This window comes from Runella sp. (assembly GCF_965279615.1).
GTDB lineage: Bacteria > Bacteroidota > Bacteroidia > Cytophagales > Spirosomataceae > Runella.
The window spans coordinates 4,029,356-4,050,358 of the sequence record NZ_OZ257252.1 but is presented as its reverse complement, the minus strand read 5'-3'; the positions used below and the strand labels follow the sequence as shown (position 1 = coordinate 4,050,358).

General features: G+C 43.3%; 17 protein-coding genes. 9 read left to right on the top strand and 8 right to left on the bottom strand.

Annotated features, from left to right (window positions below; genetic code table 11):
- Window positions 1-13: 13 nt before the first annotated feature.
- Window positions 14-841, bottom strand: a complete 828-nt coding sequence (locus ACQY73_RS17175; protein WP_428668302.1) for a sugar phosphate isomerase/epimerase family protein — start codon at window positions 839-841, stop codon at window positions 14-16.
- Between the two features lie 231 nt (window positions 842-1,072).
- On the opposite strand from ACQY73_RS17175, the gene ACQY73_RS17170 reads away from it, so the two are divergent.
- The 3 genes from ACQY73_RS17170 (at window position 1,073) to ACQY73_RS17160 (ending at window position 4,346) form a co-directional block, all read left to right on the top strand.
- The gene (locus ACQY73_RS17170) at window positions 1,073-2,983 is read left to right on the top strand and encodes an AAA domain-containing protein (protein WP_428668300.1); all 1,911 of its coding nucleotides are present in this window, start codon (window positions 1,073-1,075) and stop codon (window positions 2,981-2,983) included.
- A 108-nt stretch (window positions 2,984-3,091) separates the two neighbouring features.
- Window positions 3,092-3,967: an AraC family transcriptional regulator gene (locus ACQY73_RS17165; protein ID WP_428668298.1), complete on the top strand. Its 876-nt coding sequence runs from the start codon at window positions 3,092-3,094 to the stop codon at window positions 3,965-3,967.
- Window positions 3,968-3,992: 25 nt separating this feature from the next.
- On the top strand, window positions 3,993-4,346 hold the full coding sequence (locus ACQY73_RS17160; protein ID WP_428668296.1) for a YraN family protein: 354 nt from the start codon (window positions 3,993-3,995) through the stop codon (window positions 4,344-4,346).
- 7 nt (window positions 4,347-4,353) lie between these two features.
- On the opposite strand, the gene ACQY73_RS17155 is transcribed toward ACQY73_RS17160, so the two are convergent.
- Both ACQY73_RS17155 and upp read right to left on the bottom strand, forming a co-directional pair.
- On the bottom strand, window positions 4,354-4,779 hold the full coding sequence (locus ACQY73_RS17155) for a barstar family protein (RefSeq protein WP_428668294.1): 426 nt from the start codon (window positions 4,777-4,779) through the stop codon (window positions 4,354-4,356).
- Window positions 4,780-4,974: 195 nt separating this feature from the next.
- Complete coding sequence (upp, locus tag ACQY73_RS17150) at window positions 4,975-5,619, bottom strand: uracil phosphoribosyltransferase (protein ID WP_428668292.1); 645 nt, start codon at window positions 5,617-5,619, stop codon at window positions 4,975-4,977.
- A 131-nt stretch (window positions 5,620-5,750) separates the two neighbouring features.
- Here upp and ACQY73_RS17145 point away from each other — a divergent pair, with 131 nt between their 5' ends.
- Window positions 5,751-6,557: a polysaccharide deacetylase family protein gene (locus ACQY73_RS17145; RefSeq protein WP_428668290.1), complete on the top strand. Its 807-nt coding sequence runs from the start codon at window positions 5,751-5,753 to the stop codon at window positions 6,555-6,557.
- On the opposite strand, the gene ACQY73_RS17140 is transcribed toward ACQY73_RS17145, so the two are convergent.
- Window positions 6,534-7,700 (bottom strand): acyltransferase family protein, encoded by a 1,167-nt coding sequence (locus ACQY73_RS17140; protein WP_428668288.1) that lies wholly within the window; start codon window positions 7,698-7,700, stop codon window positions 6,534-6,536. The two genes, ACQY73_RS17145 and ACQY73_RS17140, sit on opposite strands and share 24 nt — an antisense overlap.
- Window positions 7,701-7,884: 184 nt before the next feature.
- On the opposite strand from ACQY73_RS17140, the gene ACQY73_RS17135 reads away from it, so the two are divergent.
- The 4 genes from ACQY73_RS17135 to ACQY73_RS17120 all read left to right on the top strand — a co-directional run bounded on the left by ACQY73_RS17135 (window position 7,885) and on the right by ACQY73_RS17120 (window position 14,218).
- The gene (locus ACQY73_RS17135; RefSeq protein ID WP_428668286.1) at window positions 7,885-9,552 is read left to right on the top strand and encodes a hypothetical protein; all 1,668 of its coding nucleotides are present in this window, start codon (window positions 7,885-7,887) and stop codon (window positions 9,550-9,552) included.
- A 91-nt stretch (window positions 9,553-9,643) separates the two neighbouring features.
- A complete protein-coding gene (locus ACQY73_RS17130; RefSeq protein ID WP_428668284.1) occupies window positions 9,644-10,705 on the top strand; it encodes a quinone-dependent dihydroorotate dehydrogenase in 1,062 nt (353 codons plus the stop codon).
- A 166-nt stretch (window positions 10,706-10,871) separates the two neighbouring features.
- The gene (locus tag ACQY73_RS17125; RefSeq protein ID WP_428668282.1) at window positions 10,872-13,406 is read left to right on the top strand and encodes a DNA translocase FtsK 4TM domain-containing protein; all 2,535 of its coding nucleotides are present in this window, start codon (window positions 10,872-10,874) and stop codon (window positions 13,404-13,406) included.
- Between the two features lie 182 nt (window positions 13,407-13,588).
- Window positions 13,589-14,218, top strand: a complete 630-nt coding sequence (locus ACQY73_RS17120; RefSeq protein ID WP_428668280.1) for a LolA family protein — start codon at window positions 13,589-13,591, stop codon at window positions 14,216-14,218.
- 39 nt (window positions 14,219-14,257) lie between these two features.
- Here the strand turns inward: ACQY73_RS17120 and ACQY73_RS17115 are convergent, their stop codons facing one another.
- The 3 genes from ACQY73_RS17115 to ACQY73_RS17105 form a co-directional block, all read right to left on the bottom strand.
- Window positions 14,258-14,962: an SDR family NAD(P)-dependent oxidoreductase gene (locus ACQY73_RS17115; protein WP_428668278.1), complete on the bottom strand. Its 705-nt coding sequence runs from the start codon at window positions 14,960-14,962 to the stop codon at window positions 14,258-14,260.
- 21 nt (window positions 14,963-14,983) lie between these two features.
- Entirely contained in the window at window positions 14,984-15,757 is a 774-nt protein-coding gene (locus ACQY73_RS17110; RefSeq protein ID WP_428668276.1) for a trypsin-like serine peptidase, read from the bottom strand.
- Window positions 15,758-15,865: 108 nt separating this feature from the next.
- Window positions 15,866-17,149 (bottom strand): sterol desaturase family protein, encoded by a 1,284-nt coding sequence (locus tag ACQY73_RS17105; RefSeq protein WP_428668274.1) that lies wholly within the window; start codon window positions 17,147-17,149, stop codon window positions 15,866-15,868.
- Between the two features lie 412 nt (window positions 17,150-17,561).
- Between ACQY73_RS17105 and rnr the strand changes: the two genes are divergently transcribed.
- Window positions 17,562-19,922 carry a ribonuclease R gene (gene rnr / locus ACQY73_RS17100; RefSeq protein WP_428668272.1) on the top strand — a complete coding sequence of 787 codons (2,361 nt, stop codon included), beginning with the start codon at window positions 17,562-17,564 and terminating at the stop codon, window positions 19,920-19,922.
- Between the two features lie 53 nt (window positions 19,923-19,975).
- Here rnr and ACQY73_RS17095 read toward each other — a convergent pair whose 3' ends face one another.
- Window positions 19,976-20,974, bottom strand: coding sequence for a hypothetical protein (locus ACQY73_RS17095; protein ID WP_428668270.1), 999 nt, complete (start codon window positions 20,972-20,974; stop codon window positions 19,976-19,978).
- Window positions 20,975-21,003: the final 29 nt, after the last annotated feature.

Here is a 21,003-nt window from a genome sequence, read left to right as displayed (position 1 = left end):
TAACGTATGTGTTCTATATGCCTATGTGGTTACATGAACTGCGAATAAAGGCCAGTCCATCCCGCATCAGTTGTTCCTCAGAATCAAACATTTTTCGCCAAATATTGGCGGCGGGAAGCTTAGGACTAAACGCTTCAATACTCAGCCAGCCATCGTAGTTAATATCTTTGATGGCCTGAAAAGTACCTGCCCAATCGACGTTGCCTTTTCCGGGCGTACTGCGATCATTTTCAGAAAGTTGAATAAACGCAATACGGTCGCCCATGTTGCGAATACAATCGCCGATGTTTTTCTCTTCAATGTTGGCATGGAAGGTGTCAAACATGATCTTACAGTTGGGATGCGCTACATCATCTACGAACCGAATCAACTCATTGCCGCAGCTTGTCAAATATAACTCAAATCGGTTTAAGTATTCCAAACCCAATAAAATACCTTGATTTTGAGCATATTCAGCCAATTGGTGAACGCCTTCTACGCCCCATTTCCATTCATCAGTGGTGGCGGGTTGTCCCGTAAAAACGCTCATAGCCGAATGATACGGCCCCATGAGCTTGGTAGCGCCCAAAACGGCTCCACAGTCTACTACTTTTTTGAGGTTGGCAAGCGCATTGGCGCGGATGGAAGGATCGGTACTGATAAGATTTTCGTTTGGACCGCAAAAAGTGTCACATTCGCGATGAAGGCCGAGTTCATCCAATTTCTTTCTCCAACTGTGCCAGGCCTTAGGATCAGTATTGAAGATCGGAACTTCTACACCTTCAAATCCGATTTCCCGGATCAATTCAAGCGTTGGAAAAAGACTTTCGTCAATTTGGGTGCCCCATAGGAGCAGATTCATGCTAAATTTCATAAGAAAAAGGGGAGACTTGGGGCACGGAATTTCAAGTACAAAATAATAGTAAAATAATGCTAAAAACTTCTCTTTCTTTTGCTTGTTTTGACTGTATTTTGACCTAAAAAAAATAAATGAATAAAAAAACTGTTAAAATTAAGTTGATTTTTAAATTAAAATATAAGCCTGATAACTTAAAAAGAACGGCATTTAGTTGGCTATATCGTACATTTGTACATGGATTATTTTAAAAAATTACTTGAGTTATTAAAAATTGAACGGGAAGAAGACCATAATCAGTACCGTCGACTTACCGAACAATCTTCCGTGGCTGAGCGACGAGCCAATGGCCTAACGTGGTACCCTGTGGCTATTCGGGGTTCTGAAATGAGTCGCGGAGATTATTTGACTGTAGAGTTGGAGCGTACCACACATCAGGATATTTCGCATCAATTCCGATTTGGAATGCCCGCCGTTTTTTTTGGAAATCATGACCCAAAAAACGACCGTGTGGAAGGAACTGTAACGCACCAAAACGGCAATCGCCTCAAAATAACATTGCGTACTGATGAATTGCCGGAGTGGTCGCGCGATGGGAAATTGGGCATTGATGTCCTTTTTGATGATAACAGTTACGATGAAATGCAATCTGCTCTCAGGCAGGCAACGGCGGTGTATGAAAAAAGCACAAACGAGCCTACTACGCGGTTGGTTCATATTTTGACAGGAGAAAAACAGCCGACGTTTAAAGAAGAAGCAACTCATTTCACAGCACCAAAACTGAATTCATCGCAACAGTCAGCGGTTGATAAAATTTTAAGTGCCAATGAACTGGCTATTGTTCATGGCCCTCCGGGCACGGGGAAAACCACAACATTGGTGCAAGCGATCAAGGCCCTGGTAAAGGCTGAAAATCAAAAAGTACTGGTGGTGGCACCGAGCAATACCGCCGTTGATCTATTGAGTGAAAAACTGCACGAAGAAGGTTTGAACGTGTTGCGCGTTGGCAACCCTGCCCGCGTGACCGAACGCCTGATGGCGCTGACACTCGACAGTAAAATGGCCGAACATCCGCAAATGAAAGAAGCCAAACGCCTCAAAAAACAGGCGCAGGAGTTTAAAAGTATGGCGCACAAATACAAGCGTAATTTCGGAAAGTCAGAACGAGATCAGCGTAAGTTGCTGTTTGACGAAGCGCATAAGATCATGAAAGAGGTGGGCAATACCGAGCAATACATCATTGACGATCTATTGGTAAAAGCGCAGGTGGTCACCGCTACCTTGGTTGGGTCAAACCATTACACCGTCAGGGATTTACGTTATCATACCGTCGTGATCGATGAAGCGGGGCAAGCGCTCGAACCTGCCTGTTGGATTCCCATTCTGAAAGCCCAAAAAGTAATTTTGGCGGGTGATCATTGTCAACTTTCTCCTACGATAAAATCAGAGATGGCGGCGAAAAGTGGACTAAGCACTACATTGCTCGAAAAATGCGTAAACACTCACCCCGAAGCGGTGACATTGCTCGAAGAACAATACCGAATGAACGAGCAGATCATGGGCTATTCCTCCCAAATTTTCTACCAAAACAAACTGAAAGCGCATGCTTCGGTGGCAAATCGGTTGCTTTTTGCGGAGGATAAACCCGTTTTGTTTATTGATACAGCGGGCTGTGGGTTTGAGGAAAAATTAGAAGGCACCAGCAGCACCAATCCCGAAGAAGCCGCTTTGTTGCTCAAACATTTGATCTTGCTTATGACAGAATGGGAAACGAAAAAAACAAGCGAGCCTTTTCCAAGTATTGCCATTATTGCACCTTATAAACAGCAGATTCAGGTGTTAGGGGAGCAGCTCAATCACGTACCTGAATTGCAGCCATATCGTGCCCACATTGCCGTCAATACGGTAGACAGCTTTCAGGGACAGGAACGTGATATTGTATATATCAGCATGACCCGCAGCAACAGTGAGGGAATCATTGGTTTTTTGTCGGACATCCGTCGGATGAATGTGGCCATGACTCGCGCTCGGAAAAAACTTGTCGTGGTGGGCGATAGTGCTACATTGGCGCAGTTTCCGTTTTATGCCGATTTTATTTCTTATACCGAAAGTCTCGATGCTTATCTGAGTGCCTGGGAACTGATGTGAAAAGTTAGAACGCAGATTTGATATGATCTTTAAGATTACTTATGTAAAAATCATAAACCATCTGCCGAATCATAAAAATCAGTGTTCCTTTTTTTAAACTGACTGATTATGCGTGCGCCTTTACGAAAAGAGCTGAATGTACCGTCGGCGTCGTTTACGACCGTCGAACTGGTAGAACCTCATTTCGATCCTAATTGGCATTTTCATCCTCATTACCAACTTTTTACGGTATTGGAAGGGACGGGTACGCGCTTCATTGGCGATGATATTCGGCATTTTGAAGAGGGCGATACTGTGTTTTTAGGGCCGAATATTCCGCACCTTTGGCGGAGCGACCGTGCGTATTTTGAAGGCAATCCGGGCCTTAAAACCCAAGGGATCGTGGTGTATTTTACCGAAGATTTTTTGGGAGAAGGTTTTTTTGATAAACCCGAAATGCACGTTTTGAAGCAACTGTTAGACAAAGGTTTGAGAGGATTGGATATTATGGGGGGGGCGCGCGAAATGGTACAGAAAAGCCTCAAAAAAATCGGGGCAAATCAAGGATTTGAAGCAATTTTAGAATTATTGACCACGTTGCACCAATTGTCAAATTCTTCGGAAGTAGCCTATATTACCGGTGTTGGGTACGTCAATACGCACAAGGTTTCCGAAACCGAGCGGATGCAACGAGTGTATGAATACGTAATGAAGCACTTCAAGGAAGAAATCCGACTGAACGAAGTAGCGACGTTGGCCAATATGACCGAAGCAGCCTTTTGTCGGTATTTTAAAAGTCGTACCAATAAGACGTTCTCCGACTTTGTAAGCGAGATCCGCATCGGGTACGCGTGCAAGTTGTTGGTGCAGGAAAAATATTCTGTGACCCAAATATGTTACGAAAGCGGGTTCAATACCGTCTCAAATTTCAACCGCCAATTTAAAAACCTAACGGGCAAATCACCTTTGCAATATCAAAAGGTTTATATGAGAGGCGGGGAATGAAATTATAACCGCAATCAATCAGTACATGGCAGAACATTTGGACACCGGTAAATTGGGCGAAGACAAAGCCACGGCTTTTTTGGAAGAAAAAGGCTATGAAATTTTGGCACGGAATTATCGTTTTCGTCACTCAGAGATTGACATTATTTCTAAAAAGAACAAAATCCTCATCTTTGCCGAAGTAAAGACCCGTACCAATGTCAGCTTCGGGATGCCGGAAGAATTTGTGGATGCCACCAAGCGCCGACTCATTATGAAAGCCGCCGAGCAATACATTTTCGACATAGATTGGCACGGTGACATTCGGTTTGATGTGATCTCGGTCGTCATCACTCAACATACTGTGCGCATTGAGCACATTGAAGATGCATTTTATTGAGAAGGGCTTACATCGTACTGAAAGCGATTTCTTCTTTTTCTAAAACAGCTACGGCTCTGGGGCTGTTTTGAATCAATATTTTGAAATTTTTCTTAGGGGTTGTATCATCGTCATCAAGCCATTTCCAATCTTCGGCGATAACATCCAGTAGATTGAGCAATTCAACCAATGGTTTTTCTTTTTCACGAACCAGAAAAGAGTCAAAATCAGTGATATAGAGTGCAACATTGGGCTGTTTGATCCATGAAAGATCATTCAGCAACTCATCCAATACATCCATGTCGGGCTCAAAATCAGGCAAACTGAGTGCTTTTTCAATTTCGCTGTAAAATGTACTCAACGTTTGGGCTTTAGAACCGTCTAGTTGACCGAGTTTGTAATTTTTAAAGTTTGATACTGCCTGATCGGAAGACAAAAGGAAAATGTTTGCCATAAATAAGTCGGTTGATGATTTACTATATAAAATTACCTCTTGTGGAAGAGTAATCAATTCATACTGAGAGTTTTTAAGCACATTTCGTACCAAAAGAGAAAACTTCTGAAGAAAAGTGGCAGCTTTATCCGAAGTCCCAAATGAAAACAGCAATTTGATATGATAACTGCGGAAGTGACTCGCTGAGGTAAAAAATTACAGTTTTGGTCCAAAGGACAAATCGCCGGCATCTCCCAAACCCGGTACGATGTAATAGTGAGAGTCGAGTTTTTCGTCGATGGCCCCTATCCAAAGTCGGCATTCAGACATTCGGTTTTGAAGGTAAGTTACTCCTTCAGGACTGGCGATCACGGCGGCAATATGGGTTTGGGCAGGAATTCCAAAACGCAGCAACGCATGGTAAACTTTTTCAATGGAGCGCCCGGTAGCAAGCATAGGGTCCATGAGAATCAATGTACGATCCTGCAAATCAGGGGCGGTAATGTAATCCATTTCTACCTCAAACTCCTCGTCTCCGATATGATGCCCGCGATACGCCCCGATAAATGCATTATCGGCCTGATCAAAAAAATGCAGAAATCCTTGGTGAAAAGGAAGGCTGGCGCGCAAGATAGTAGCCAAGACCGGCGGTTGTCGCAAAATTCGGGTAGAGGCTTTACCTAACGGTGTGGTCACTTCGGCATGGCGATATGGTAACGATTTAGAGATCTCATAGGCCAATAGCTCGCCCACCCGTTCCAAATTGCGGCGAAAACGCATACGATCCTGTTGCGTAGTTACATCACGCAGTTCGGCTAAAAAGTGATTGGCGATAGAAGGCTGTTGCGTAAGGACAAACATAATGAAAGGGAAGTAGGCGTTTTGGTTGTGGGAGGTTACATTTGCAGCAACGATAATACGAACTCATTTGCGGAAAAGCAAAGTGAAATAAAACAGCGTTAGAAATCCATCCAAGTATTCTGTATAAAATCATGAAAAAATTGCTGTTCTTATTGTCTGCACTTGGCTTGGGACTGTTTGGATGCCAAGAGTCAAAATCAGTCAAGAATAGCCCTCCTGCCGGCATTGCTTTGTCATTTGACGACCGCTACGTGGAAGAATGGACTCGTTTGCGACCATTACTGAAAAAATACAACGCTCACGCTACCTTTTACGTCACGCAGTTTGACAGTCTTACTCCTAAAGAAATAGAACAATTGCATCAATTGGTGTTGGACGGCCACGAAATAGGCGCTCACGGAGCGGCTCACATCCGGGTGTTGGATTGGTTGCGGGGCGGTGGTGCGCTGGATGATTTTTATCGTTATGAAATTGAAGCCGAATTACTTTCCATGCGTAAGGCAGGATTCAAACCCGTTACATTTGCGCATGTGGGTGGGCAACAAACGTGGTTTACGGATCGCCGTTTATTGAAGGATTATTTTATTCTGCTGCGCGATGTTTCCATGACCGAACGCCGAGTATCGCTGCTTACATTTCGGCAGCCCGTTTTTGCCATCGACGATATTTATTATCATTTCGACAGCAATCCGAAAGTGCATTCCTTATTGATCGATCAATACACCAACATCACCGACGCACAGTTGAAAGACGGACTCATTCGCGCCAAAAATACCGGGTCTGTTTTGATGCTTTTAGGGCATCATCCGTTGTTTGATTCTTCAGATGAGCCTTATGCTTTTTCGGTCAGTCGATTGGAAAAACTGCTGGCAGAAACGCAACGAATGGGATTGAAAACGTACACAATGGCCGAATTAATTCGCTTGTCGCGTCGCTGAGTGAGAGCTGAATCGTTCTTTTAATTTCAGGAAAGGTTTTTCAAAATACCGGTACGATAAAGCTGATACGCCAACGGTCAGAAAAGTAGCCAAAGGATAAAGAATAAGATTGAACGCAAGGGTAGACAACGTGTTGCCCAAAGCCCATTGAATCAAGTGAACACTTGCCACAATAAAAGCCGTTTGGTAGATATAAACGCCGTACGATATTTTGCCTAAATAAGAGATCCAACCATATTCCAAATTAATGATCGTCTTGGGGTTACTCGAAACATTCAATATAAAATATGCAAAAAACAGCCCGTAAAACTCCAGGTTAATGTGGTTGACGTGAAAACCTGTGCCGAGACAAAGAAGCAAAATGCCATAAACCACAATTTGTAGGTCTTTACGGAAAAGCACATTCAGGATTTTTTCTTTGCGATAATAGACCAGCATGGCACAGCCACCGCCCGTCACAAGGGTCAGAATTCGAAACTGACTGAAGAAAAAACGAACAATTTCAGGCACGTTGTTTGCATAGAACGTATTGCCTACCCAATGGTAATAAATGTAGAATACGCCGAAGGTTCCGAATGAAAAAATGGCCAGCGTAAGCAACAGGCGTTTCCACGAAAAATGTTGGATGATCCACGGCCACAGGTAGTAAAATTGCTCTTCCACACCAATGGACCATGTTTGGGCCGCCAAGTAAGGAGAGCCGTAGAGAATGAAACCGATGTTGGGCAAGACAATGAAAAAAAGCGACAGGCGTTGGTAAAAATTGTGCGCCATGAATGATATTTCGTTGTTTGGCGCTACAAACAGCGGAATATGAGGAAAGACAAAGAAGGCAAGAATAACGATCAAAAAATACAACGGCCAAATGCGGAGAATACGTCTGATGTAAAAATCGCGGGTGTTGATGGAGCCAAAACGGCCTTTTTCATGGAGCAAAAGATAGGTGATCAAGAACCCACTTAGTACGAAAAATAAGTCAACCCCTAATTTTCCCATGCTTTTTATGAGATGGTAATCATAAAAATGCGGAATTTTGAACACTTCTTTGACTTGTTCAATATGATGTATAAGTACCGAAAAGGCGGCAATAAAGCGCACGCCGTTAAGATTTGGGAAATAAACAGAGTTGGAAGACTTACTCAAGAGGATAAACTATTGTTTTCAGAGCTACAAAAATAACTTAATTTGCGCCAAGTAGCGATATAATTTAAAAGCGTATATGAGTTTTAGACAATTACTACTGCTTAAGGGTTTACAAAAACAGGGAAGAAGCACGGGGAAAAAGCAGTGTTTAACTCTGACCATTTTTAGTTATTCTTTACTGTTATTGACTTTTCATACCCCTTCTTTTGCCCAATCCCAGTACGTGCCACTCAACGATGATTACTATCATTTGATCGATCGTTTTGAAATTCGCAGGGGAAGATTAACGGAAGATTTTCACATTGGCGTAAAGCCTTTTCAACGTAAAGCGGTTGTTAATCTTTTAGACAGCATTGAAGCAGACCGCACCATGCCGCTCAGCGATGTTGATTTCTTCAATCTTAACTATTTGCGGCAAGACAGTTGGGAGTGGTCAACAGATAAAACGCCGATGAGCAAAAAACGCTTTTTAAAACGCTTTTATCAACGACCTTCAGATTTTTATTACGTTCAAAACAAAGATTTCGATCTGCATTTAAGTCCTATCACTCACCTGATCTTGGGAACGGAAAACAGTTCCAACGATTTTCTTTGGCTGACCGCTCGTGGCGTGGAATTGCGCGGGACGATCGGTAAAAAACTGGGCTTTTATACCTACGTGACCGATACACAGGCAATGTTTGGAAAGTATGTACGCGACTATACACTTAATTTTCGACCGATTACTATCAATGGTTATGAACATTACATCGTTCCGGGAGAAAGTTTTGTAAAGAGCGTCCGAACCTACGGCGTTGATTTTATCTCGGCCAGAGGCTATGTTACTTTCAATCCCATCAAACAGATCAATGTCCAGTTTGGGCATGACAGAAATGTCATTGGAAGTGGATACCGTTCTATGATCTTGTCTGACTGGAGTTCTCCTTATTTATTCTTAAAAATGACTACCCAACTGGGAAGGTTTCAATACCTGAATCTTTGGTGCGGTATGCTTTATAATCAGCCGAACAGAGTAAAAGACTCTACACTCAATAAAAAATATGCGGCAATTCATCACCTCAGCATCAATCTGGGCAAGAATTTCAATTTGGGTATTTTTGAAGCAGAGGTATTTGGTCGTCAAGGTGGTGGATTTGACCTTAATTATTTAAATCCAATTATTTTTTATCGCTATTTGGAAAGTTACCTTGGCAGTGCTGACAATGCGATGTTAGGGTTAGATATGCGATGGAATTTTCTCAAGCATTTTGGTTTTTACAGCCAATTCATGTTGGATGAGTTTAATACATCGGATTACTTTACTAAAAAAGGGTTTTGGGCAAAAAAATATGGGTTTCAGGCAGGACTTAAATACGTAGACGCTTTTGGGATCAAGAACTTAGACTTGCAGACTGAATTTAATGTTGCCCGACCGTTTACGTATTCACACGAGACCGGTTTTGCCAATTATGTGCATTACGACCAACCTTTGGCTCACCCGTTGGGCGCTAATTTTTGGGAAGTGCTGGGCATAGCTCGTTATCAACCTACACGACGTCTCAGCATTTATGGTACATTTATTCGTTCCAAACACGGTGTTGACAGCGATTCACGAAATTGGGGAGGAAATATTTTGCGTGATTATGAAGTCAATCGCGCACGTGATCTGGGCAATGTTATTGGCCAGGGTACACCCGTCAACGTGACCTTTACGGATTTACGACTTTCTTACATGCTCAAACATAATCTTTTCATTGATGGTCGATTGATGATGCGGAGACAGGAAAGCCCGGTGGAAGCGCAACGGCTCAGCACCAATTCATTCACCTTCGGGGTTCGATTGAATATCCCGTATCGTCAGCAGGCGTTTTAATGCCTGACTGGCTGATAGTATAATCGTCGGACGGTTTAAAACGGAGACGCCTAGTCCGTCTGACGATTATTTTTTTATTACTTTTGTGGCCATGTATAAGTGGCTCATCCTTCCGATTTTGTTTCGCTTTGATGCCGAGCAGGTGCATCATTTTGTTTGCGCAACCCTCCGATTTTTGTTCAAAATTCCCGGCGTTCCGTTTATTTTCAGGCAATTGTTTACCTACGAAGATCCTTCACTGGAACGCGAAGTGTTTGGCCTAAAATTCAAAAACCCTGTGGGATTGGCTGCCGGGTTTGACAAAAATGCCGAGTTGGTGGAAGAAATGGCAGGTTTAGGATTCGGTTTTGTAGAGATCGGTACAGTCACGCCATTGCCTCAATCCGGCAATGACAAACCAAGGTTATTTCGCCTTAAACCGGACAATGCCCTCATTAACCGAATGGGTTTTAACAACCAAGGCGCAGCGGCGGCAGCTAAGCGACTTCGTCAGCGTAAAACCAATATTTTGATCGGAGGAAATATTGGTAAAAATAAGCTTACACCCAACGAAAATGCGCTTGATGATTACCTCAAATGTTTTGATGAACTTTACGATACGGTTGATTATTTTGTGGTTAATGTAAGCTCGCCAAACACGCCGGGACTGCGTGATTTGCAGGAAAAAGAACCGCTGACCAAGATTTTAACAACCTTAAAGAAAAGAAGCCAAGAGTTGGAAAACCAACAATCGGGAACGGGCAAACAAGCCTTAAAGGCACCTAAGCCAATACTTCTCAAAATTGCTCCTGACTTAACGGACAGTCAATTAGATGATATCATAGAAATCGTTACTACTTCAAAAATAGCGGGAGTTATTGCCACAAATACCACCATCAGCCGGGCTGATTTGACAACGGATGATGAAACAATAAAAAAAATCGGAGCCGGAGGCCTAAGCGGAGCACCGTTAACACATCGTTCGACCGAAGTTATTCGTTATATTTGCGATAAATCCAATCGTTCTTTTCCCGTTATAGGAGTAGGGGGGATTAGTTCGCCGGAAGAAGCCCGTGAGAAACTGGAAGCAGGAGCGAGTTTAGTGCAGATTTACACGGGTTTTATTTATGAAGGACCGGCATTGGCCAAACGAATTTGTAAATCCTTGAAATAGAGCTTCAATTTTACCCCATAAAAGCGCTTGCGCACGAGTACCCTTAGCATTTCTGAGCATCATTGGAAAATGATGATTGAAATTCGTGTGCATACCTGTCTTCTTTTGATCGCTTGTGATTTTATGTTCAGTTACGATTCATTGATAAACATTAACCTTTTTTAAGATGGCTAAGAATGTTATTCCTTCAACGCCCCCCAAGCGTGAGCGAAAAAGCACTGCCGGCAGCGACACGGGGCAAATCAAAGTTCCCTCTAAGAAAACACCTTCTGATCCCCGTAACCAAAAAATGTGGGGTTGGACATTGATGTTCTTATCGCTGTACATGCTGGGGGCTTTTGTGTGGTATTTATTTACGGGAGCCGCCGATCAAAGTGTGGTAGATTCAGCCTTTACGACCAAGTTTCGCGTTTCTTCGCACGAGACGCAAAACGGGATGGGCTTTTTTGGTCTGGTACTTTCTCACTTTTTTATCTTTCGTTGGTTTGGAATAGCAGCGTTGGGTTTTCCCTTTCTTCTGTTCCTGATCGGTTTCAAGATTGCGCAAAAACGTGAATTATTGCCGCTTCAACGTACTACTCAACTTACGTTGGTCTACATTTTTTTGCTGAGCCTGTTCTTTGGATTTTTTGTTCTGAAAACCGATACTGTTCGTTCGATGAGTTTTCTCTGTGGTGGAATTGGTTACGAGATCAATAGCGTACTGGAGCATTACATTGGTTGGGGAAGCTTCTTCGTGGTTTTGGGTAGTTTCGGTACGGTGATGGTTTATTTTCACGGCATCAATTCGTTTGACGAGCTTGCAAGTCGCATCGAAAATCCAATCAAGAGAAGAGCCAGACCGATTGATTTGGAAGTTGTTTCGGAAGAAGATAAATACCCTGAATCCGGAGCGGATGATGATGATGAGGAGGAAGTAATTAAACCGGTTGTTGTGCCCAAGAAAGAAGTTGCGCCTCCGCCACTAGTAAATGGAAATACAATTGATCTGAATGGGAAAGCAAGCAATGGAAAAATAGCAGCTAAAGCAACAGGCGTTGGCGGACTGACGCTTATTGTCGAAAATGCTGACGATATGACGGAAGAAAAACGCCCCGTTGATGAAATACCCGTTTCGGGCACGACCACCAAAATGCCCGTAGTCCCTTTTGCTAATTCAGATCATTTGGCAGACGATCTGGTTGCTCAACACGGCCCGTATGATCCTACGCTTGATTTACCGAATTATCAATTTCCAACCTTGGATCTTTTACACAATCGCGGAGAAGGAAGTTCAAAAGTGACGGCGGAAGAATTGGAAGCCAATAAAGACAGGATTGTTGAAACCCTTGGTAATTACGGCATCAGTATCGCCAGCATCAAAGCGACCATCGGGCCTACCGTTACGCTGTATGAGATCATTCCCGAAGCAGGTGTGCGTATTTCCAAAATTAAAAGCCTGGAAGATGACATTGCTCTAAGCTTGGCCGCATTGGGCATTCGTATCATTGCGCCCATGCCCGGCAAAGGAACGATCGGAATCGAGGTTCCAAACAAAAACCGTGAGATGGTTTCTATCCGCTCCGTGTTGGCAAGTAAGAAATTTCAGGAAAGTACGTTTGACCTGCCGGTGGCGTTGGGGAAAACCATTTCGAATGAATTTTTTATTACCGATCTTGCCAAAATGCCTCACTTATTGATGGCGGGTGCCACGGGACAGGGAAAATCCGTAGGATTGAATGTGTTGTTGGCATCGCTGATCTACAAAAAACACCCTGCATTGCTCAAATTTGTGTTGGTCGACCCTAAAAAAGTGGAATTGACCTTGTTCAACAAAATTGAACGGCATTTTCTGGCAAAACTTCCCAACAGTGAAGAGGCCATTATTACCGATACCAAAAAGGTTGTTCATACGCTTAATTCGCTCTGTATTGAGATGGACAACCGTTATAATTTGCTGAAAGAAGCAGGCGTTCGTAACGTGAAAGAATACAACGCCAAGTTCATCCAGCGTCAGCTCAGTCCTGAACGCGGGCATTGTTTCTTGCCCTATATCGTGTTGGTAATTGATGAGTTGGCTGATCTGATGATGACGGCGGGCAAAGAAGTGGAGCAACCTATTGCGCGTTTGGCGCAGTTGGCGCGTGCCATCGGAATTCACTTGGTAGTAGCCACGCAACGACCTTCTGTCAACGTCATTACGGGTTTGATCAAAGCCAACTTCCCTGCGCGGTTGTCATTCAGAGTAACATCCAAGATCGACTCTCGTACTATCTTAGATACGGGAGGCGCGGAACAATTAGTTGGTATGGGTGATATGCTGCTTTCGTCCGGTTCTGATATGATTCGTTTGCAGTGCGCCTTTGCCGATACCGACGAGATCGACGAAGTGTGTGATTTTATCGGAAATCAACGTGGTTATCCATCTGCCTACAATCTGCCTGAATTCAGCGGTGACGATGATGAAGGCGACCGCGAAGCCGTTGATTTGGCCGACCGCGATAATATGTTTGATGATGCCGCACGCGTGATCGTGATAAGTCAGCAGGGAAGTACTTCACTGATTCAACGCAAGCTTAAATTAGGTTATAACCGGGCAGGACGCATCATGGATCAATTGGAAGCAGCCGGCATTGTGGGACCTTTTGAAGGCAGCAAAGCGCGTGAAGTGCTCGTTACAGATATGGCTTCGTTGGAACAAATGCTCAAAAATTTTAATTAAGGACTTTAACACTCAATTCCTTTTGACGATTTTCGATAACCTGACGTAGCGGTTTGTAAAGGTTTCGTCGCTTGTTAATGGAGTTGTCGTAACTTTGCGGCATATTTTGCGTTAATAGTGGTACGGTTTTTTAAACCATAAACGAAAAAAACCGTCTATAAAAAGTAATTAAACCTACAACAATGAGAAAATTTTTGGTTATAGCCTTGCTTTTTGCGAGTTCTTTCCTCCACGCCCAAAATGATAAACGTGCCACTGCGATCTTGGATGCGATGAGCAATAAGTACAAAACAATGACTTCGTTTAAGGTAGCTTTTACCTATACAAATGAGGGGTCAAAAGAAACCCTGAAAGGAGACGCGACTGTAAAAGGGACAAAATTTCGCTTGAAAATGGCGGGACAGGAAATTTTTAACGATGGCAAGGTGATGACCACTTACATCAAAGAAAGCAACGAAGCTACTGTCAATAATTATGATCCCAAAGAAGTCGGTGACATTGACCCAACGAAAGTATACACTATTTACAAAAAAGGATATAAATACGTTTTCATTGAAGAAGTGACGGAAAGCGGCAAAGTGTATGAAGTAGTGGAACTCTCGCCCGAAAAGAAAGAAAGCAAAATCTCCAAAGTCCAGATCAAAGTAGACAAAAAAGATAAATCGGTCAAAAGTTGGAAAGTAATTCAGCGCAGCGGTCAGCGACTGACGTTTAAAGTAGATAAATTTACACCTAATGTAGCGGTTGAAGAAAAATTCTTTGCCTTCGACCCGACTCAATATAAAGGAGTAGAAGTAATCGATCTTCGATAATAATCACAAGAGATTCTTCCTTCAAATAGCATCGGAAAGTTACTTTAACTTTCCGATGCCTCCGTCTATCCCAATAATTTGTCCTGTAATCCAACTCCCCGCGTCTGAAAGCAGCCACTTGGCGGCAGAAGCTATATCTTCCGGAGTACCTATTCTCCCCAAAGGATGCCGCTTGGCCGAAGCTTCTCGTTTTTCGTTATTGGCAAGCAGTCCGGCAGCCAGAGGCGTATCCGTAAGGGAAGGGGCTAAAGCATTGCAGCGAATTTTGGCGGAAGCAAACTCGGCGGCCAACGAACGCGTCAGCCCCTCAATCGCTCCTTTTGAAGCGGCAATGGAAGTATGAAATCCCATTCCTGTTTGTACGGCCACCGTACTGAAAAGTACAATAGAAGCGCCGTTTGCTTTTCGTAATTTACTTAGGTTAGCTTGAAGAACAGCCACCGCTCCCAAAACATTTATCTGAAAATCTGATTGAAAATCGGTAAGGGAAAACCGTTGGAAAGGTTTCAATGAAATGGTGCCCGGCGCATATACAATACCGTGAAGTGTATCAGGCAGCGCATCAAAAATCCCATTGGTGGGTTGTGTAACATCCCAAACTATGTGCTGATTTTTAAGGTTTTCGGGTGGAGTGCGGGATGCTGTAAAGAGTGCTGCTCCTTCATTTTCCAACTTTTTGGCAATGGCGTAGCCAATACCTGAACTTGCACCGATGATCAAAATATTCTTTCCATGAAATGACATACTGAATTTTCGTTTGTCATTTTAACCAACTGTGGAGGAAGAGTGTTTAAAGGAATTTTCTGAAAAATTTTCATTTCGGGAAGTTATCCAGCCCGAAATAGTATCATATACATTCTTTTTGAGCAAGACAGCGCTGCCAAATTCTCGGTTTTCGGGTCGATAGCCGCAGGAGGCTGAATTGCCTGATACGTGGATTCCAACCACAATAAATTTTCCCTGATGTTCTATCCAAATAGGTGAGCCGCTGTTTCGTTGGGTTGTAGTAAAAGAGTGAATAAGGCAATGTTTGGTAATTTCTATGGCATTGCCTTGCTCTCCCCACATCTCAAAATCAGCTTTATCAATAGGATAGCCCGCTATGTGTATTGAGGAATGCTCTACTAAATTTTCGGCAAATAAATAATTTTCATTCCAGTCGAAATGCCCGCCCATTTGTTGATAAACAGCATCTGTTTGCAATACAATTGCTCCATAATCGTCTTTAACGTAACAATTTGGATTCTTATAGTCAGGAATGGTATGTATTTCAAACGTTGCAGGCGGAATATCTACCCGATAAATAGTGGGTGGCAACACCGCATTGATGAAAGGATAAACTTTAAAATGACTGATTCTGGATTCTACCTGATTCAGCGAATGCCCGGCAGTGACGATAACATTTTTGTCGATCAAAAAACCCGTCGAACGACTGACGTAAGTAAGAGGATTGCCCTCTAAATCAACCCTGAAAATTTCCAAAAGGCATATATAGCGATACGGGATAAGCCCCGAATCTTCTACGCGTGAACGCTCCATATTCTATAATGTCTGCCGCAAAAAGGAGGTAGACAGGTTAGTGAACTGATAAAAACAAACGATTATCATTATCAGTTCACTAAAAAATCGTGCCCGAACTAAAATTTTTTAGGCAGTTGCCAATTCTTTTTTGGTTTGAACGGCTTGGTCTTTTCGAATATCAAACCAAACAAAAAGCCCGGTAATAATGGTTGCAAGTACAAAATAAGCGCTGAGTACCAACGTAGCCCACGGCAATGATTCTCCAATTCCAAACCAATTTGTTTGATAAATAAGCCACAGGCCAATGCCGTTTTTAACTCCTTCCCACACCCACGCGTAAGGATTACGATCCATCAGTTCGGTATAGGCAAATACGCACAGAAAAATAAAGCCACCGTAGATAAAAATGTTGGGCGTACCTATTTTGCCAATATTCATGAAGAAGAAGTTGATGAGCGCAAACGTAAACAAAAATTGAAACCAAGTCCAAACCAATAATGGAATGGAAGCTTTAGTGGCGTATTTTTCAAAACGGTAAGGATCATCTATTTTGTGAACAGGGTAGCTGTCCACGACATCGGCAGGGCGCCAACCGGTGGGCATAAACCAAATCCGAAATTTATCGCGCCAATTATTGGTTCGATATGCGTCTTTAATGAGCAACGACAAGTGTTGAAAATTGATCTTAATGGGATTCCACGTTTGGGCAGGTCGTGTAATGCCGTATACCGGAGGAACGCTCGGCATTTCTTCCTGAAACGTTCCAAAAAGTTTATCCCAAATGATAAAGATCTGTCCGTGATTTTTATCCAAATACTCCGGATTGATGGCATGATGTACACGATGGTGAGAAGGTGTAACGATGATATGCTCCAAAAATCCCATTTTGTTAATGTAAACAGTATGATACCAAAACTGAGCAAACAGATGCAAAGGAGCCACAATGGCAATCACCGTAGGAGAAACGCCCAGCAAAGCCGCAGGCAGTAAGAAGATCGTGAATAAATTAATGAATGACGAAATACTTTGCCGAAGCGCACAGGCCAGATCAAACTCTTCGCTGCTGTGGTGAATGGCGTGCTTGTTCCAAAAAAAGTTGATCTCATGGCTTAAACGATGCACCCAATACCCGGAAATATCCAAGGCAACGAAAGCAACGATATACGTCCAGATCGTCGATTCGATTTTGTAGATAGCCCAATGCTCTACCATCCAACCGTACGTCAGGATAGAAATGCTTAATCCCAATACATCCTTGATGATGTTGGTATACCCTGAGCTCATGCTTGAAAGCATGTCCATGGTTCGGAAAGGTTGTTTTTTGACGCCCCATCCATACAGTTTTTCCAGTAAGACCAGCCCTAAAAAGATGGGCATAGCAATGAGAAGAATTTTTCCGTAGGTTTCCATTTGTACAAACGGTATTATGCTTGCATACTTTTGTACAAAAATAAGAAAAACCGGAAACAAAAACTCAAATACTGAAAATTAGCAGGTCCTAACTGTTTTTCTCTGTAGAATTTAAATTATTTCTCTAACGCACGAATTGTCTGCATTTGCTTATAGTATTATTGGGGGACTCAGGTAGCCGGCATATAAATTTAAGCAGGTCTTTAGTGCGAATTTCGTTTTTATTGTTATCTTTAGTAGGAGGTAGCTCTTTTGAAACTTTCAGGGAGCAATGAATTAAGTCTTAAAAGTGATTTATAAACCGGTCAGTAAAGAAAGAGAAACAATGTACAAGGACCCTGAAAAGCACAGAATTTACTATGTAATGATTTCTCGTAAAAAAATGTTACCATGAGTAGAAGTAATTTTAAGTATGAATAAAAGAAAAAAAACAAGCGAGGTTAAAAACAAAAAAACTCGCTCCCAAAAACAGATTGTGACGTTTTTGGATGAATTTAAGTCAGAGATTGCCACGTTTTTTGAGATCAATAACGAACAGCCATTTGAACTGCAACAGCTTCACGACCATTTTGACGCCGATGACCATAAAATGCGGCTGATTATGAATGGCTTACTCGATGAACTTATTGAAGAAGGACGCATAACCCGTACACCTGAAGGCTTATATAAGGCCAATGTAAGTGCCAACGTACTGATTGGAAGAGTAGAGCATGTAAACAAAAACTATGCTTTTGTGGTCATGGATTCGCCTTTGCCCGCAGGATCAAAACTTTCGGAAAATGCCGATGTGTGGGTTGACTCCGATGATTTACGCGGAGCCATTGATGGCGATACAGTACGTATTACCCTTTTCAGCGATTACCGCAGCGGGCGTCGGCGTGAAGGGCGTGTGGAAGAAGTGATTGCGCGCGGCAAAACGGATTTTGTGGGCGAGATCGAACTCTGGCCTAAATACGGCGTCGTTACGTTAGACAACCGCCGAATGTATGAGGATGTATATATTCCCGAAACAAAACTGAAAAATGCGCAGGATGGCGATAAAGTTCTTATCCACCTGACGCAATACTCGACTCGCTCTCGGCGCATGGAAGGGGAAGTAGTGGAAGTGCTTGGAAAAGCAGGAACGCACGAAACCGAAATGCACGCTATTCTGGCGGAATTCAGCTTGCCGATTCGGTTTTCCGAAGAACTGGAAGCGGAAGCCAATGCGATTCCTGATACTATTGCTCCCGAAGAAATAGCGCGCCGCCGCGATATGCGCGATATCACAACATTTACCATTGACCCTGCCGACGCGAAAGATTTTGATGATGCGTTATCAGTGCGATTTTTAGACAATGGAAATTACGAGATCGGTGTTCATATTGCCGACGTTACCCACTATGTGCGCCCCGGTACGGCACTTGAACAGGAGGCTTATGCGAGGGCTACTTCGGTTTATCTGGTGGATAGAACTGTACCAATGTTACCCGAAAAACTATCCAATAATTTATGTTCATTGCGGCCAAACGAAGATAAGCTTACATTTTCGGTGGTGGTTGAAATGACGCCTGATGCCAAGATCAAACATGAATGGTTTGGCCGAACGGTGATTCACTCCGACAAACGATTCTCGTACGAGGAAGCGCAGGAAGTGTTGGAAATGCAGACTGCCGCTGACAAAGCAGCGAAAGAGGAAGGATTTGTAGACCTTTCCGCGCCGTTGCCCTATGCCAAAGAACTGACGCTTTTAAATACATTGGCGCATCAACTTCGGGCAGAACGCTTTGCCAAAGGCGCCGTTAATTTTGAAACCGTTGAAGTAAAATTCCGTTTGGACGAAGCGGGAAAACCGCTCGGAATCTATACCAAGGTTCGGAAAGATGCACACAAACTCATCGAAGAGTTTATGCTGTTGGCCAACAAACGAGTGCCGGAATACATTTACCGATTGTCGAAAGACAAAGGCAATCCAAACACAATGGTATATCGTATCCATGAAGAACCTGACATGGAAAAACTGCGCATATTTGCGGCGTTTGCGGGGCGTTTGGGCTATAAGCTGAAGTTGGAGAATGAAAAGATGGCTGCTCAGTCGCTGAACCGGTTAATGGAGGATTTGGAAGGTAAGCCGGAACAAAATGCCTTGGAGCAATTGGCCATTCGAACCATGGCAAAAGCGCGTTACAGCACCGAAGATGCCGGCCACTTTGGGTTGGCTTTCAGGAGGTATTCGCACTTTACGTCACCCATTCGACGCTATCCGGACATGATGGCGCATCGGTTGTTACAGCATTATTTGGATGGAAAACCGTCGCCGGAACGTGCAGAATATGAACCCGCCTGTAAGCATTCTTCGTCGCGAGAGCAACTGGCAGCCAATGCCGAACGTGCCAGCATCAAGTACAAACAGGTAGAATTTATGGCTTCGATGGAGCCGGATCGTGTATGGAATGGTATCATTACGGGTGTAACGGAGTTCGGAATTTTTGTTGAAATTACCGATACCGCTTCCGAAGGGCTCATTCGTATGAATGACCTGAATGATGACTATTATGAGCTTGATAAGGAAAATTATCGCTTGGTAGGTCAGCGCAGTAAACGCTTTTACACCTTTGGCGATGCCGTGAAAGTAAAAGTAAAAGAAACCAATATCTCTCGCAGAAGTATGGATCTGATTTTGGCCGACGCCGCTCCAACACGCAGTTCGTCAGGATTTAAAAATGAACGTGGCCGACAACGCAGTTCGGGCTCTTCGCCAAAAGATAAAGGCGCACGAAGAAAAAGGAAATAATACCTAAACCTATAAGGGTGATTATTGTTGTCAGCCAAACCTTATAGGTTTTTTTATTTTACTTCTATCGTAATGCTTACTTCTTTTTGAGGTTTGCAATGCCAATCTCCCTGACAACGCAGAAAATAGGTAGTGGTGGTTTCGGGATTGAAGCGACGTTCATTTCGTGCCGAATAGCTAAAGCGCTGAATCAATCTTTTTTGTCCTCCTGCCGGTTGTTCAAACCATTCTAAAGGCCCTTGCGCTCCGTCAATTACGGGACATCCGGTAAAGCTGAGAAGCACATCCTGACCTTTGCTGATGACGGTTTGGGTGGAAGTTAAGGTAGGTATCGGAACATTGCAGGTGGCGCATTCTTTTTCACGAACTACGATGTATTCTACATTGGGCGCAAAATCAGCTGCTTTAAAAAAATAACGCGGTGACCAGCTTGACGATGCGGCGTTTTCCAAAATGATGCGTTGTGCATCAAACGCAGGCGTTGTTGAAAAGCTCACTTCGGCACATTTAACTTCGTCTAATAAGCCGGAATACCCCTTGCGAAGTGCCAGCTTATATTCGCGATTAGTGGCTATGTTTACATAAGTCGAATCATCTTCAACTACAATTTCGTATGGATAAGGATGAAGTGTATCAGCCATGGGCAAATTGCGATCAACATCATCTTGGTAACCTTTGTCCGTAAAACGAATCAATGCACGTGCAGTTTGACGATCCGAGGTTACGCCTTTGGGGCCTTGCCAAACGATTTTAAATTTTCGTGAAATGGCATTTTTATAATCGTAAGGGCGTCGAACCAATTCGCAGGGATTGGTAATTCCGCCTCGGTAAAAAACTCCGTAAACGATAGTGCCGTAGTAAAGGCTGTCTTTGGGATTGAAAAAGCCCTTCTCCGTATTGGTTTCTTCCAGAAAAGAAATGGGTTTGTCCGGTAGACATTTTCCGGTTATTGCCTGATTATCGTTTGTTCTTTCGGCCTTGGGCACTATCAGATCACAGCCTGTCATTCCCACAAGACCTATCCACATTCCTAGTTTTAGCCACTGTTTCATCTCCTCGAAATAGATATTATTCAGACAAA

What these genes read in the sequence shown, in the direction of transcription:
- ACQY73_RS17095 (WP_428668270.1), bottom strand. Translation starts at nt 20,974, where the DNA reads ATGAAACAGTGGCTAAAACTAGGAATGTGGATAGGTCTTGTGGGAATG.
- ACQY73_RS17110 (WP_428668276.1), bottom strand. Translation starts at nt 15,757, where the DNA reads ATGGAGCGTTCACGCGTAGAAGATTCGGGGCTTATCCCGTATCGCTAT.
- ACQY73_RS17125 (WP_428668282.1), top strand. Translation starts at nt 10,872, where the DNA reads ATGGCTAAGAATGTTATTCCTTCAACGCCCCCCAAGCGTGAGCGAAAA.
- ACQY73_RS17170 (WP_428668300.1), top strand. Translation starts at nt 1,073, where the DNA reads ATGGATTATTTTAAAAAATTACTTGAGTTATTAAAAATTGAACGGGAA.
- ACQY73_RS17145 (WP_428668290.1), top strand. Translation starts at nt 5,751, where the DNA reads ATGAAAAAATTGCTGTTCTTATTGTCTGCACTTGGCTTGGGACTGTTT.
- ACQY73_RS17175 (WP_428668302.1), bottom strand. Translation starts at nt 841, where the DNA reads ATGAATCTGCTCCTATGGGGCACCCAAATTGACGAAAGTCTTTTTCCA.
- ACQY73_RS17105 (WP_428668274.1), bottom strand. Translation starts at nt 17,149, where the DNA reads ATGGAAACCTACGGAAAAATTCTTCTCATTGCTATGCCCATCTTTTTA.
- upp (WP_428668292.1), bottom strand. Translation starts at nt 5,619, where the DNA reads ATGTTTGTCCTTACGCAACAGCCTTCTATCGCCAATCACTTTTTAGCC.
- ACQY73_RS17160 (WP_428668296.1), top strand. Translation starts at nt 3,993, where the DNA reads ATGGCAGAACATTTGGACACCGGTAAATTGGGCGAAGACAAAGCCACG.
- rnr (WP_428668272.1), top strand. Translation starts at nt 17,562, where the DNA reads ATGAATAAAAGAAAAAAAACAAGCGAGGTTAAAAACAAAAAAACTCGC.
- ACQY73_RS17120 (WP_428668280.1), top strand. Translation starts at nt 13,589, where the DNA reads ATGAGAAAATTTTTGGTTATAGCCTTGCTTTTTGCGAGTTCTTTCCTC.
- ACQY73_RS17155 (WP_428668294.1), bottom strand. Translation starts at nt 4,779, where the DNA reads ATGGCAAACATTTTCCTTTTGTCTTCCGATCAGGCAGTATCAAACTTT.
- ACQY73_RS17130 (WP_428668284.1), top strand. Translation starts at nt 9,644, where the DNA reads ATGTATAAGTGGCTCATCCTTCCGATTTTGTTTCGCTTTGATGCCGAG.
- ACQY73_RS17115 (WP_428668278.1), bottom strand. Translation starts at nt 14,962, where the DNA reads ATGTCATTTCATGGAAAGAATATTTTGATCATCGGTGCAAGTTCAGGT.
- ACQY73_RS17165 (WP_428668298.1), top strand. Translation starts at nt 3,092, where the DNA reads ATGCGTGCGCCTTTACGAAAAGAGCTGAATGTACCGTCGGCGTCGTTT.